At 71.6% G+C, this 13,427-nt stretch carries 12 protein-coding genes; 4 read left to right on the forward strand and 8 right to left on the reverse strand.

What is annotated here, in order from left to right; genetic code table 11:
- The 6 genes from F0L68_RS14290 to moeA form a co-directional block, all read right to left on the reverse strand.
- Entirely contained in the window at window positions 1–714 is a 714-nt protein-coding gene (locus F0L68_RS14290) for a phosphatidylserine decarboxylase (RefSeq protein ID WP_149850008.1), read from the reverse strand.
- Between the two features lie 210 nt (window positions 715–924).
- Window positions 925–2,265 (reverse strand): GGDEF domain-containing protein, encoded by a 1,341-nt coding sequence (locus tag F0L68_RS44550; RefSeq protein WP_276313855.1) that lies wholly within the window; start codon window positions 2,263–2,265, stop codon window positions 925–927.
- A gap of 385 nt (window positions 2,266–2,650) precedes the next feature.
- Window positions 2,651–3,889, reverse strand: a complete 1,239-nt coding sequence (locus F0L68_RS14300) for an MFS transporter (RefSeq protein ID WP_188316565.1) — start codon at window positions 3,887–3,889, stop codon at window positions 2,651–2,653.
- A 676-nt stretch (window positions 3,890–4,565) separates the two neighbouring features.
- Window positions 4,566–4,850 (reverse strand): GlsB/YeaQ/YmgE family stress response membrane protein, encoded by a 285-nt coding sequence (locus F0L68_RS14305; RefSeq protein WP_149850011.1) that lies wholly within the window; start codon window positions 4,848–4,850, stop codon window positions 4,566–4,568.
- A gap of 25 nt (window positions 4,851–4,875) precedes the next feature.
- Window positions 4,876–6,717, reverse strand: a complete 1,842-nt coding sequence (locus F0L68_RS14310) for a M48 family metalloprotease (RefSeq protein ID WP_149850012.1) — start codon at window positions 6,715–6,717, stop codon at window positions 4,876–4,878.
- A 93-nt stretch (window positions 6,718–6,810) separates the two neighbouring features.
- A complete protein-coding gene (gene moeA, locus F0L68_RS14315) occupies window positions 6,811–8,037 on the reverse strand; it encodes a molybdopterin molybdotransferase MoeA (RefSeq protein WP_223198776.1) in 1,227 nt (408 codons plus the stop codon).
- Between the two features lie 56 nt (window positions 8,038–8,093).
- On the opposite strand from moeA, the gene F0L68_RS14320 reads away from it, so the two are divergent.
- The 4 genes from F0L68_RS14320 (at window position 8,094) to groL (ending at window position 12,299) form a co-directional block, all read left to right on the forward strand.
- Complete coding sequence (locus tag F0L68_RS14320; RefSeq protein ID WP_149850013.1) at window positions 8,094–8,765, forward strand: AIM24 family protein; 672 nt, start codon at window positions 8,094–8,096, stop codon at window positions 8,763–8,765.
- 108 nt (window positions 8,766–8,873) lie between these two features.
- Window positions 8,874–9,077: a cold-shock protein gene (locus F0L68_RS14325; RefSeq protein WP_149850014.1), complete on the forward strand. Its 204-nt coding sequence runs from the start codon at window positions 8,874–8,876 to the stop codon at window positions 9,075–9,077.
- A gap of 131 nt (window positions 9,078–9,208) precedes the next feature.
- On the forward strand, window positions 9,209–10,438 hold the full coding sequence (locus F0L68_RS14330; protein WP_149850015.1) for a serine/threonine-protein kinase: 1,230 nt from the start codon (window positions 9,209–9,211) through the stop codon (window positions 10,436–10,438).
- A gap of 238 nt (window positions 10,439–10,676) precedes the next feature.
- Window positions 10,677–12,299 carry a chaperonin GroEL gene (groL, locus tag F0L68_RS14335; protein WP_149850016.1) on the forward strand — a complete coding sequence of 541 codons (1,623 nt, stop codon included), beginning with the start codon at window positions 10,677–10,679 and terminating at the stop codon, window positions 12,297–12,299.
- A 109-nt stretch (window positions 12,300–12,408) separates the two neighbouring features.
- Here the strand turns inward: groL and F0L68_RS14340 are convergent, their stop codons facing one another.
- Together F0L68_RS14340 and F0L68_RS14345 are read right to left on the reverse strand one after the other, a co-directional pair.
- Window positions 12,409–12,828 carry a DUF6069 family protein gene (locus F0L68_RS14340; protein WP_149850017.1) on the reverse strand — a complete coding sequence of 140 codons (420 nt, stop codon included), beginning with the start codon at window positions 12,826–12,828 and terminating at the stop codon, window positions 12,409–12,411.
- A gap of 179 nt (window positions 12,829–13,007) precedes the next feature.
- Window positions 13,008–13,370, reverse strand: a complete 363-nt coding sequence (locus tag F0L68_RS14345) for a hypothetical protein (protein ID WP_149850018.1) — start codon at window positions 13,368–13,370, stop codon at window positions 13,008–13,010.
- Window positions 13,371–13,427 lie beyond the last annotated feature (57 nt).

Genomic DNA, 13,427 nt, shown 5'->3' on the forward strand with positions numbered 1-13,427 from the left:
TCAGCCCTTCGGGAGTTCGGCGAGCACTGTCTCCCCGCCGATGGTGCGCTGTCCGGCCTCGACCAGCGCGCGGCTGCCGAGCGGAACGTAGAGGTCCACCCGCGAGCCGAACCGGATCAGGCCGTAGGTCTGGCCGGCGTCGACCTTCTCGCCCTCGTTGACGTGGCAGACGATCCGCCTGGCGATCAGGCCCGCGATCTGCACGACGACCAGCTCGTGGCCGGAGGTGGTGCGCAGCAGCAGGGTGTTGCGCTCGTTGTCCTCGCTGGCCTTGTCCAGGTCGGCGGAGAGGAACTTGCCCGGCCGGTAGGAGACCTGCCTGATCTCGCCGTCGGCGGGGATGCGCTGGACGTGCACGTCGAAGATCGTCAGGAAGACGCTGATCCGCAGCATCGGCTCGGTGCCGAGGCCGAGTTCGGCCGGCGGGGCCGCCTCGACGACGTGCGACACGGTGCCGTCGGCCGGCGCGACCGCGATGCCCGGCCTGGTCGGCGTCACGCGCTTGGGCACGCGGTAGAACCAGGCGCACCACGCCGTCACGACCGCGCCGAGCACCCCGGCACGGCGGGAGAACCGCCGCAGCAGGAAGGTGACCACCGCCGCACCGAGGACGAACGGGCGTCCTGCCGGGTGCATCGGGGGGACGACGCCCTTGGCGAGGTCGAAGAAGTGGGAGAGCGCACCGCTGTTGGGGCGCTTGTTATCGGCGGTCATCTCGTCGGGGATCCGTTGCTCGTGGGTGCGGGCGGGCCTGCGGGACGCGCAACACGGTACGCCAGCAGGTCGGGTGGATGAGGTGTGGTTCGTGCCGTCGCAGATCGAGGACGACCAACACCCGTTCGGCCTAGCGGTGACGCGAAAACATCACTGAGAGTCATCGAACCGGACGCTATTGTAGCAGTCTCGGGACGGATGAGTTCCGGATCACCTGCGATCGGGGTCGCCCGCGCTACCGAGCCGGACAGTGTCCAGCCACACCGTGTTGCGGCCCCGCTTCTTGGCCCGATACATGGCGGCGTCGGCCCGCTCCATCAGCTGCCGCAGGTCGGCCGTCTGCCCGCAGCTGGCCGCCACGCCGACCGACGCGCTGATCGCGCGGTAGTCGGCGTCGACGTATCCGCCCGAGGCGGTCAGCAGGATCTGGTCGCCGGGGCCGCGCGGCGGCGGCGCGTCCCGGCCCTTCAGCACGATCTCGCCGCCGCGCCGGTCGGTCGCCGGCAGCGCGCTCGCGCCGAGCGTGGCGCGGATCCGCTCGGCCACCCGGAACGCCTCGGCCGCGCCCGTGTCGGGCAGCAGCACCACGAACTCCTCGCCGCCGAACCGCGCCACCACGTCACCCGGCCTGGTCACCGACCGCAACGTGTCGCCGATCAGCCGCAGCACGGCGTCGCCGGTCGGGTGGCCCCAGGCGTCGTTGATGAGCTTGAAGTGGTCCGCGTCGATCATCAGCAGCGAGATCGGCCGATGGTTGCCCCTGGCCCTGGCGACCTGCCTGGTGGCCTGCTCCTGCCAGCCGAAGCTGTTCAGCGTGCCGGTCTTGGGGTCGGTGCGCGCCTGCGCGCGGGTCTGCTCCAGCTCGGACTGGTGGCTCAGCGCCCAGTGGATGCCCGCGCCGACCGCCGCGACGGCCAGCACCGCGATCGGCACGTGCGTCAGGGAGACGGCGGCCAGCGTGCCGAGCACCATGCCGGCCGCGCTGAGCGCCTCGTCGCGCCACGGGCCGATCGGGGACCAGCTGTCGAGGCGTTCGCCCGGCGGCAGGTTGAGCGCCCTCGCGGCCGTGATGATCAGGTTCTGAACGATGCCGAACACCTCACCGCAGGCGATCGCCAGCACGACTTGCACCGCAGAGGTCCAGACGGTCAGGCCGGTCCACATGTGCGGGCCGGTGAGGTCCCAGAGCATCCGTGCGGCCACTGCCGCCGGCAGGAACGTCATGGTGGAGAACGTGTACCGGAAGGCGCTCTTGCGGGCACTCGGCCATCGCAGGGCGCGGATTCCGAGGATGACCGCAAGGGCCAGCGGTATCGGCAGGGCCAGCAGCGCCGCAACCACCGGCCACGTCATCGCCAGATCAGTGTTGTGGGTCGTGGTGTCGCCGGTGCGGTGTCGGCGACGCTCCTCGATCTGGGCGGAGGCCGCGATGTGGCCTGCGGTGGCGGCAAGCAGAACCCCGGCGCTCGCCCAGGCCGTGCCGCTGATCGGATCCGACCACAGGACTGCGCCTGCCAGTCCGAGCAGGACGGTGAGATCGACAACAAGCATGTAGGCGACGGCCATCGGCCGCTGCGACCACAGCTCCCACCTGCGCGGATGGCGCGCGCCGACCGCGACTGCCCGACCACCCCGCGAGACACCCGACCATAGCCAGTGCGCGACACGGCGCACTGAGGTCACACTGTGCCCAATCAAAACTGAAACCGGTCCCACTCGCAGCGGCCGGGCCGATTCCATCGGTCCGCCGTGAGCGCGACCGACCGTAGCTGCGAGAGGTCCGTGTTCGGCTGCCGGGCCACCCCCGGTCGACTCGATCATGTCTCCGGTCCTCCCGCCGTCATCGATGGAGGCGATTCCCCATGGGCAAGAAGACCAACGCGACCCCGGTCGTCGGCAGACCAGGCGGCGGCGACTTGCTGCGGCGCTGAAGGCGTCATTGGTTCGACACCTCCGCCACCGCGAACCGGGCGCGACGCACTGCCACCGCGACCGGCACCGCGACAAGCACCCCGAACACGCCGATCGCCGCGATTGTCCCACCTGCGGTGTGGCTGAGCTGCGCGGCGAGCCCGGCGCCTGCCGCCGCAAGGGCCTGGGTCACGCGCAGCCCGGACCGCGCCACGCTGTAGCCGGCGCCCATCAGGTGGTCGGGGATCAGCCGCGTGAGTGCCGCCTGCGCGGCCGGCGTGCCGACCTCGCACGCCCCGGAGACGCCGATCAGCACGGCGGCCACGACGGTGCTCTTCGTCACGGCGAAGCCGATCAGCGGCACCATCATGACGATCACCAGGCTTGGGAGCCAGCGCATGCGGTCCCACCGCCGGCCCGTCACGGCCTCGATCCTGGCCAGGGCGAAGGTCACCAGCAGCCAGCCGAGCGGACCGGCGGCCAGCAGCCAGCCGACGGCCCTCGGCGAGCCGCCGACCTCGGCCGCAAAGGGAACCAGCAGGGCGAACCCCGCGAACGGCACGGCGGTCAGCCAGACGAACAGCATCAGGGCGCGCAGCTCGGCGGTGCCGAACATCAGTCGAAACCCCGCCGACCAGCTGGGCTGCCGCTCGCCGGCGTGCTCGGCCGGCCGCACGGGAGTGGGACGGGCCAGCACGCCGAACCGCAGCACCAGCGCCGTGACGGCGAACGTGGCGGCGTCCAGGGCCAGCGCCCACCGAGGCCCGATCGCGGCGACGACCAGGCCGCCGCCGACGAGGCCGAGCAGCGAACCTGTCGACAAGTTGATCTGTCGCCAGGTCATGGCCGGCTCCAGCAGGTCGCCGGGCACCGCCACCCGCACGGTGGCGTTCTGCGCGGCCAGGAACGGGCACTGGACGAGCTGGACGACGACCAGCAGCCCGAGCAGCGCCCCCCAGGGCACCGAAGGCACGGCCATCACCGCGAGGAGCGCGGCCTGGAGGACGGCGCAGGTCACCAGCACGAGGTGCCTCGGGTACCGGTCGGCGAGCGCGCCGAGCCCGAACACGCCGGCCAGCGCCGGCAGGGTGATGGCCACGAACGTCAGGGCGGAGAACAGCGGGGAGCCGGTGCGTTGGTAGACCAGCACGGCCAGCGCGACCGTGGCGAGCTGGTCGCCGATCAGCGACTGGAGTTCCGCGAGCCAGATCGCGCGGAACTCGCGCACGGCGAGCGGCGCGCCAAGCGTGGCTGCTTCCGGCACACCCCCACCTCCCCCAAGACTCACCGGCCGCAAGACTCGCAGGCCTGTCGCCGTTCCCCTTCGGCTGTCGTCCTCGGCCGAGCACGCTCCCTCTGGTAGACGCTAAAGCGCACAGAGTAGTTAATGATTGGGTTTCGTGTAGACCACCCGACAGGACCAGCTTCACGACCGTCGGTAGCCCACCAGGGGATTGCGGTGAGGATACCGTCGGGTAGGGCCGCGCATAAGGTGGCCGGAGGTGCCGAAGGTAAAGGCGCGGCACGGTTTTGACCTGCGCACTGGGTCGGATGGGGTACCGGGCGGCGACCACCTGTCGCAGCCGGGCCGACGGCGGCGACCGTTAACTGAATTGGCTGCCGCAGTTGAATTGTCGTGCCGTCGAAGGCCGCAGGGGAATTGGGCAAGCGCGGCGGAGCGGGTCGAGGAGCGGGCCCGGGTTGGTCACCCGGCCGGCCCGTGCGCCCCCCGACGGCGTACGGGCCGGCCGGGCGTCCAGCTCGTGGGCGTCCCGCCGGCCGTCGGCGGCCAAGCCGACGGCCGGCGGGACGAAGCGGCACCGAGGCTCGACCGCTGTGACCCGACATTGACTAGGAGTCCGGAAACCGACCCCGGGTCGCGCGGAATCAGTGTAATCCGCGTCACATATACTGATCAATCGCCCCGAGTGAGCGCCCGGTCACATCCGGTCGCGCTCGCGCCGCCCGCCACCGGTCACCAGCCGAAGCAGGGCCAGCAGCACGACCGCGCCGAGCACCGCGACGCCGAAGCTCGTGATGTCGAACTCGAAGAACTTCTCGCGCCCCGTGACCAGCTTGTAGATGAGGCCGCCGAGCGCCGAGCCGACGATGCCGACCAGGATGCTGATGATGCAGCCCTGCGGCCGCCGGTTCCGGCCGCCGACCACCAGGTTGGCGGCCCAGCCCGCCAGGGCGCCGAACACGATCCACGCGAGTACTCCCACGGCGCCAGCCTACGGTGCGCGCCGATCAACCGGAGAGCAAACGCGCCCCGAGCAGCCGGCCGAGCGCCTGGTACGCCTCGCCCGCCTCCTTGGTCTCGTTGGTGCTGGCCAGCTCGACCTCGGTGCCGTCGTGCGCGCGCAGCACCAGCCGCCAACCGCCCATCCTGCGGTGGAACTGGCCCTGCGCGATGGCCCGGTTGTCCAGCCACCGGGTGTCCGGCCGCTGCTTGAGCTGATCGACCGGCGTCTCGACCAGGCCGGGGGTCAGCCCGTGCTGCACCAGCAGCAGTCCCGTGTCGCAGACCCACAGGTCGTCCAGCCTGCCGGCGTGCCGCACCGAGGTGAGCACCGCCACCAGGTCGGCCTCCGGATCACCGGCCGCCGCCGCGCCGTAGTCGAGCGGCACGCCCAGCTGCCGCAGCTGGTCCCTGGTCCACGGCACGGCCGCCGGATTGGCCACCGAGGGCCCGACCACCGCCTCAAGGTCCAGCGGCGCGCCGTCCCTGCCGACCACCTGGTAGGGGCCGCCCCAGTTCAGCCGGTGCTCGGCGAGGCCTGCCCCGACCAGCGCGGACACCGCCGTCTCCGCGAGCAGCTCGCGCATGACCGTGGCGGCCGCCTCCGGCACGTGCTGGGCCGCGAGCCCCGGGTTCAGCACCGGCGTCGCCAACCGCACCAGCTCGCCCCTGGCCAGCGCGGCCAGCGCCTCGTCGAGGGTGCCGCGCGGCGCGCACCCGCTCTGCTGGCCCGCCCTGGCCAGCTCGGCGGCGGCGTGCCGCGCCATGGTCGCGCCCGCCAGCTTGACGATCTCCGGCCACTGCGCGCGCGGGCCGAGGTCGTCGCGCAGCAGCGCCCGCTCCAGCGCCGGCACCCGGTTGCCGGCGTCCACCAGCACGCTCCACGCCGGGCGGTGGTCCGGCGCCAGCGCGGGGTCGGCGATCCGCTCCATCGCCTCGATCCGCTTGCGGATCGGCGGGTGGCTGTCGAAGACCGACTTGGGTTCCTCGTTGATCAGCTTCACCTCGGCCTGCCGCAGCTCGTTGCCGCGCTGCGGGTTGCTCAGGTAGGCGTGGAAGCCGAGCAGGATGTCCGGCGTCCGGTCGACGCCGCCGGCCAGCGACAGGTAGCTCCGCCCGTAGTCCGACCAGGCGAAGCTCAACGCCGGCAGCTTGCGCAACGCGTTCTGCGCGGTGGCCCGGCCGGCCGCGGCCACCGACGCGGCGTCCGCCCGCAGCTCCTGGCTGCGGTTGGCCGACGCGGCGACCATCGCGTAGAGCTTGGCGTAGCCGCCGAGCACCGCCCTGATCAGCCGGTGGCCGTCCACCTCGGCGATGGTGTGCGCGAGCGCGCTCTTGGCCCGGTAGGTCAGCGCGGACAGCGTCGTGTGGCCCTCGCCGTAGTGGCCGAGTTCGTGCGCCAGCACGGCCCGCAGCTCGCCGACGGACAGGCCGGCCAGCAGCGGCAGCCCGAGCTCCAGGTAGCGCCTGCCGCGCCGCAGGCCGAGCAGGTGGGACTCCTCCCACACGGCCGCGTTGACCTCGGGCACCAGCCGGATGTCGTCTGGGCCGCGCGTGCCGGCGATGGCCGCCAGCTCGTCCACCATCCGCCACAGCTCGGGCTGTTCGGCGCGGCTGACCGGAGCGCCGTGCGGCTCGACCTTGATCCGCATGGCCTTGGCCACGGCGGTGCCGACCAGCACGGCGATGGCGATGCCGCCCAGCCCGAGCTTGACCGCCCCCGCGCCGCCGTGCCCGGACGCGAACGCCCAGACGGACAGGCCGGCGAGCCCGAAGGTCAACGCCAGCACGAGCACGAAGAAGCCAAGCAACAGCAGCAGCGCGAGCACCGCGCGCAGCGAAATGCGCACCTGAAACCCCCAGACCAAGCGATGTCGACCGGGAGATCCTAGGTAGCCGGAGCCCTCAACAGAGCGGGATTTCAGTCACTTCATGGAGAACCTTCAGCCCTCCAGCAGGATCACCGTCACCTCGTCGCCGACGCCGACCGCCGTGACGTCCTCAGGCAGCTCGATCAGGCAGTCGGCGATCGCCAGCGAGGACAGCAGGTGCGAGCCTGGCCCGCCCACCGGCGTCACCACCCGCCCCGACGACGGGTCGTACGCGCCGCGCCGGTACTGGCGCCGGCCCGCCGGCGAGGTGATCGCGGCGGTGATCCGCGCGACCGCCGTCGGCCGGTCGGTCACCCGGTGCCCCATCGCGGCGCGCAGCGCGGGCCGCACGAACACCTCGAAGGAGACGTGCGCGCTGACCGGGTTGCCCGGCAGCGTCACGACCGGCACGCCCTCGTACCGGCCGGAGCCCTGCGGGGCCCCCGGCTGCATCGCGATCTTGACGAACTCCACGCCGCGCCCGGTGAACGCGTCCTTGACCACCTCGTACGCCCCCGCGCTCACCCCGCCCGAGGTGATCACCACGTCGGCGTCGGCGAGGTGTCCGGCGATGGTCGCGTGGAAGGCGGCCACGTCGTCCGGCACGAACCGCAGCAGCTCCGCCTCGCCGCCGACCTCGCGCACGGCGGCGGCCAGCATCACGCCGTTGGACTCGTAGATCTGGCCGGGCCGCAGCGGCTCGCCCGGCTCGACCAGCTCGGACCCGGTGGACAGCACCAGCACCCTCGGCCTGCGCCGCACCGGCAGCTCGCGGCAGCCGAGCGCGGCGGCGAGACCGAGCTGGGCCGGCCCGAGCCGCTGTCCTGCCGCGAGCACCCGCGCGCCCGCCGCCACGTCGCTCGCGGCGCGGCGCACGTGCAGGCCGTCGGCGGCCGGCGCGAACACCGTGACCAGCTCGGTGTCACCGTCGGTGTGCTCGACCTGGACGATCGCGTCCGCGCCCGCCGGCAGCGCGGCCCCGGTCATGATCCGCTGGGCCGTTCCGGGTCGCAGCGGCACCAGGTCGACTCGGCCCGCCGGGATGTCGTCGGCGACCGGCAGCTCGACCGGCTCGGCCGCGCTCGCCCCGGCGACGTCGGCCGCGCGCACCGCGTAGCCGTCCATCGCGGAGTTGTCGAAGGGCGGCAGCGAGATCGGCGCGACCAGGTCCTCGGCGAGCACGAGCCCGAGGCAGTCGGCAAGCGGCAGCCGGCGCACCGGCATGACGCCGATCAGCCAGGCGATCCTGGCGCGGTGATCCTCGACGCTGTTGACGGACGCGGAAGGCGAGTTCGACACCGCGCCATCTTGCCCGTGTCAGACTCGGGCGTCTTGTCGCGGGGTTTGGAGGAGTCGTGCAGGTCCGTGCCCGTCACACACCGGCGTCCGGGGTGGCCCGGCTCGTACTCGCGCCCGCCGAGCAGGTCCAGGTCGAGCTCGGCACGCTGGTGGCGACCAGCTTCGGCGTCGGGGTCGAGGCCAAGGGCAACGGCACCGCGTTGCTCGGGCTCGGCAGGGAGAGCAAGGACGGCGTGCTGGTGTGCACGGCTCCTGCCGACGGCGGCTGGGTCGACCTGGCCGCGCCGATGGCCGGCGACCTGCACGTGCTCGACCTGAACGGCAGCCAGGGCTGGTGCCTGGCCAAGAGCAGCTGGCTGGCGCTGTCCGGCACCGTCACGATGGACCAGCAGGTGCCGCCGGTGCGCGCGCTGCTCGGCGGCGAGAACGGCTTCCTCACCTATGTGTACGGCACCGGCGTCGTGGTGCTGGCGTGCTGCGGCGCGCTCGACGTGGTGACCCTCGCGGCCGGCGAGTTCGTGACGGTGGACAGCGGGCACGTGCTCGGCTTCGCCGACTCCATGCAGTGCCGGCTGCGCAGCCTGTCCCCTGACGCGCCGCAGTCGGTGCGCACCGGCGAGGGACTGGTGTTCGACTTCGCGGGGCCCGGCGTCGTGCTGACCCAGACGCGCAGCCCCCGGCAACTCGTCAATTGGTTGCAGGCCAATGGACTCAGTGCCCGAAGCTGATTCGTCGAGGTGGCCTAAGTAGGTGGCGCGCGGCCTGCGTTCGGGTAACTTGGTGATCGCTTTGAGCGACGCCCCGAGCGTCGTGCGTGAGATCTCAAGGAGGACGTCTTGGCTGTCGGCACGGTCAAGTGGTTCAACTCGGAGAAGGGCTACGGCTTCATCGCCTCGGATGGCGGGCCGGATGTCTTCGTCCACTACTCCGCGATCCAGATGGACGGTTTCCGCACCCTCGCCGAGGGCGATCGGGTGGAGTTCGACGTCCAGGCGGGCCGCGACGGCCGCAGCCAGGCGTCGGAGGTCCGGAAGGTCTGAGGAACGGGTGGTCCGGTCCCGGGTGCGGCCCCGGGGCCGGGCCACCGGTGGCAGCCGGTCGGCAGTGTTCACTGCCACCACTTGGTCGAACCGGCGGCGCGGCCGATCGGGCTGGCGTTAGGCTGCGCTCCGTGTCGGATGACCTCACCGGGCGGCGTCTCGGCCACTACCGCATCGACGGAGTGCTCGGCCGCGGCGGTATGGCCATCATGTACAAGGCCACCGACGTGCGGCTCGGCCGCAAGGTCGCGCTCAAGGTCATCGGTGAACACCTCACCGGCGACCCCGAGTTCCGCGAACGCTTCGTCGACGAGGCCCGCAACACCTCGGCCATCGACCACTCCAACGTCGTGCCGCTCTACGACTTCGGCGAGATCGACGGGCTGCTCTACATCGCCATGCGGCTGGTGGACGGCTCCGACCTGGCCAGCCTGATCAAGGACGGCCCGATCTCGCCGGCCCGCACGCTGACCCTGCTCGCGCAGGTCGCCGAGGCGCTGGACATGCTGCACGACCGGGGCCTGGTGCACCTGGACGTCAAGCCGGCCAACGTGCTGGTGACCAGCAGGGAGTCCGCGAGTGAGCACGTCTACCTCGCCGACTTCGGCCTGACCAGGCGCGGCGCCACCGGCCACCGCACCAGCAGCGGCGACTTCCTCGGCTCGCCGACCTACGCGGCCCCCGAGCACCTGCGCGGCGACTCCGTGGACGGCCGCACCGACGCGTACTCGCTGGCCTGCATGCTGTTCGCCTGCCTGACCGGCCGGCCGCCGTTCAAGGGCGGCGTGCAGGAGGTCATCCAGGGCCACCTCGGCAGCGAGGTGCCGTCGCTGACCGCCCTGGTGATGCTGCCAAGCGGCATCGAGGACGTGATGCGCCGTGGCATGGCCAAGGACCCGAACCAGCGTTACGGCACCTGCCGCGAGCTGATCGCGGCCGCCCGCTCGGCGCTGTCCGCGGTGGCGCGGCCGGGCACCCCGCCGCCGCCGCGCCGGCAGGACCCCGGGCAGTCCGGCTCGCACAATGCGGCCGCGCACGCCTCTGGGCAGCACACCGCTGGGCAGCACCCGTCGACCCCGCAGACCGGCGGCCAGCCCGCGCTCGGCTACCCGCAGCAGCGGCCGCAGGAGCAGCCAAGGCCCGTCGCCCCGCAGCCGACCTACCAGCAGCAGCCGCCGAGCTACCAGCAGCGGCCGTCCCAGTCGGACCCGGTGCGGCTGCGTCCGCCCGCCGCCGTCGGGTCCAGCGCGTTCACGAGCGACAGCGACGGCCCGCCACGGTGGTTGGTGCCGGTCATCGTGGGCATCACGGCCATCGTGGTGATCGTCGTGCTCGTCGTGGTGCTGTCCAATTCGGGATAACTCCAGGTAGTCCCTGACCTGCGCTTCTTGCACTCGGCCCCGGCGAGTGCTAAACACAAACTGGCACTCGGACGACCTGAGTGCCAGCAAGGCTGGGACGGTGAGGTCAGCCGCCGGGTACCCCTCGGAGGCCGATCGTCCGTCGCGGGCACCGAGCCTGGCCGAAGCACCGTGTTCCGCTGCGGGCGTTCGTTCGCAGTGGCCCCATTCGCAGACACAGGCGGAGGAACACACCGCAATGGCCAAGATGATCGCGTTCGACGAGGACGCCCGCCGCGGTCTTGAGCGCGGCATGAACATCCTCGCCGACGCCGTCAAGGTGACGCTCGGCCCCAAGGGTCGCAATGTCGTGCTCGAGAAGAAGTGGGGCGCGCCGACTATCACCAACGACGGCGTGTCAATCGCCAAGGAGATCGAGCTCGAGGACCCGTGGGAGAAGATCGGGGCCGAGCTCGTCAAGGAAGTTGCCAAGAAGACCGACGACGTCGCTGGTGACGGCACCACCACCGCCACCGTGCTCGCCCAGGCCCTGGTTCGCGAGGGGCTGCGCAACGTGGCCGCCGGCGCCAACCCGCTCGGCCTGAAGCGCGGCATCGAGAAGGCCGTCGAGGCCGTCACCGAGCAGCTGCTGAAGACCGCCAAGGAGGTCGAGACCAAGGAGCAGATCGCCGCAACGGCGTCCATCTCCGCGGGCGACTCGACCATTGGCGAGCTCATCGCCGAGGCGATGGACAAGGTCGGCAAGGAAGGCGTCATCACCGTCGAGGAGAGCAACACCCTCGGGCTCGAGCTTGAGCTCACCGAGGGCATGCGCTTCGACAAGGGCTACATCTCGGGGTACTTCGTCACCGACCCCGACCGGCAGGAAGCGGTCCTCGAGGACCCCTACATCCTGCTGTACGGCTCCAAGATCTCCTCGGTCAAGGACCTGCTCCCGCTGCTGGAGAAGGTCATGCAGGGCGGCAAGCCGCTGCTGATCATCTCCGAGGACGTCGAGGGCGAGGCCCTGGCCACGCTGGTCGTCAACAAGATCCGCGGCACCTTCAAGTCCGTCGCCGTCAAGGCCCCGGGCTTCGGTGACCGTCGCAAGGCGATCCTCCAGGACATCGCGACCCTCACCGGTGGTCAGGTCATCACCGAGGACGTGGGCCTCAAGCTGGAGAACGCCGACCTCTCGCTGCTGGGCAAGGCCCGCAAGGTGGTCATCACCAAGGACGAGACCACCGTCGTCGAGGGTGCCGGCGACGCCGAGCAGATCCAGGGTCGGGTCAACCAGATCCGCGCCGAGATCGAGAAGAGCGACTCGGACTACGACCGCGAGAAGCTCCAGGAGCGCCTCGCCAAGCTGGCCGGCGGCGTGGCCGTCATCAAGGCCGGCGCGGCGACCGAGGTCGAGCTCAAGGAGCGCAAGCACCGCATCGAGGACGCGGTGCGCAACGCCAAGGCCGCCGTCGAGGAGGGCATCGTCGCCGGTGGTGGCGTGGCTCTGCTCCAGGCTGCCGAGGCCGCGTTCGCCGGTCTGAAGCTCGAGGGCGACGAGGCCACTGGTGCCAACATCGTCCGCGTGGCCGTCGAGGCCCCGCTCAAGCAGATCGCCGTCAACGCCGGCCTCGAGGGTGGCGTCGTGGTGGAGAAGGTCAAGGGTCTGCCCACCGGGCACGGCCTGAACGCCGCCACCGGTGTGTACGAGGACCTGCTCGCCGCGGGCATCCCCGACCCCACCAAGGTGACGCGTTCCGCGCTCCAGAACGCCGCGTCCATCGCGGCGCTGTTCCTCACCACCGAGGCCGTCGTGGCCGACAAGCCGGAGAAGGCGGGTGCCGCCCCGGCCGCGCCCGACGCCGGCGGCATGGACTTCTGATCCACGCCTAGTTTCATCAGCTTCACCGCCGTACCCAACGCCCCCTGGGAGTGCCCTCCCGGGGGGCGTTAGGCGTTTCCGGATCTCGCACTGCGCCGTGTCCTTCGAATCAGGCGGACAGGCGGCGGGCGATGGCCGGGATCACGATCGCGGCGGCGACCAGGTGCGTCAGCATCAGCAGCGCCTTCGTGGCCGGGGCGGCGTCCGCGAGCGCGTCCGGCACCAGCGACAACGCGGTGAGCACGATCGTGGTGCGGACGAACGCCGTGCGCGGGCTGCTGGCCGAGCGGGCCAGCACCAGGGCGAGCGCCAGGCCAACCACGGAGAAGACGACGGTCAGCACGGCGAACCCCGGCACCGGGATCGGCGCGCCGCTGACGGCGAGGCTGATCCCCGCGAACTGGCCGGCCGCCGCGACTGTCGTGGTCGCCACGCCGGCGACGGCGGCGGCGGTCAGGCCGCGGGCGATCAGCGGCTTCGCGGGAGCGGTCGTGGCGGCGTTGGTGACGGCGTTGGTGGCGACGGACATCGCGGGCCTCCGGTGCGTGGCGACCGGCTCGCTGCCGGTCTCTCACCTTGGCTACGAACGGGCTCGACGCCGTTCGACATCACCGAAGAAAAATCTTGAGGAGATTTTCCGGTGACCATCCGTTACCGCGCGGGGTTTCGCCTCGCAAGACGCCTTCGAAAGATCAACGCGTAGCTGCACTAGTCGTCGAACCGCGTGAAGGGACCGGTAATCGGCACAGCTCCGCCCTCGTCGGCCGGGACAGCCCATTCACTGCGGCCGACGGGGAGAAGCCTCGTCGTCGGCGCCGGGGCGGCGGGTGTGGTGGCGTCGCTGGCACCCATGTTCACCAGGGCGAACGCCCTCGCCAGCTCTACCAGCGCTGCCGAGGAATGACCGGGCTGCTGCTCGACGACCGTGCTCGCCTCGCGGCCGATCGCGGTCAGCAGACTCTCGCGTGCCGCGGCGACAGCGGGTGCCTCCCGCACAACCTGGATCGGGATCTGCCGGATCTGCCCAGTGTCCGCGTTCTGCTCGGGCGTTTCCTGCGTGTCGGTACTCATAGGTTTCCCCTCGGACCCGAGATCAAGTACCCGTACCGCCGTTCAGACGAGGCCGGC

The organism is Solihabitans fulvus, from assembly GCF_008386585.1.
GTDB classification, from domain to species: Bacteria; Actinomycetota; Actinomycetes; order Mycobacteriales; family Pseudonocardiaceae; genus Solihabitans; species Solihabitans fulvus.

Coding starts and splice junctions, on each gene's coding strand:
- F0L68_RS14290 (WP_149850008.1), bottom strand. CDS start 714: ATGACCGCCGATAACAAGCGCCCCAACAGCGGTGCGCTCTCCCACTTC.
- F0L68_RS44550 (WP_276313855.1), bottom strand. CDS start 2,265: ATGCTTGTTGTCGATCTCACCGTCCTGCTCGGACTGGCAGGCGCAGTC.
- groL (WP_149850016.1), top strand. CDS start 10,677: ATGGCCAAGATGATCGCGTTCGACGAGGACGCCCGCCGCGGTCTTGAG.
- F0L68_RS14340 (WP_149850017.1), bottom strand. CDS start 12,828: ATGTCCGTCGCCACCAACGCCGTCACCAACGCCGCCACGACCGCTCCC.
- F0L68_RS14345 (WP_149850018.1), bottom strand. CDS start 13,370: ATGAGTACCGACACGCAGGAAACGCCCGAGCAGAACGCGGACACTGGG.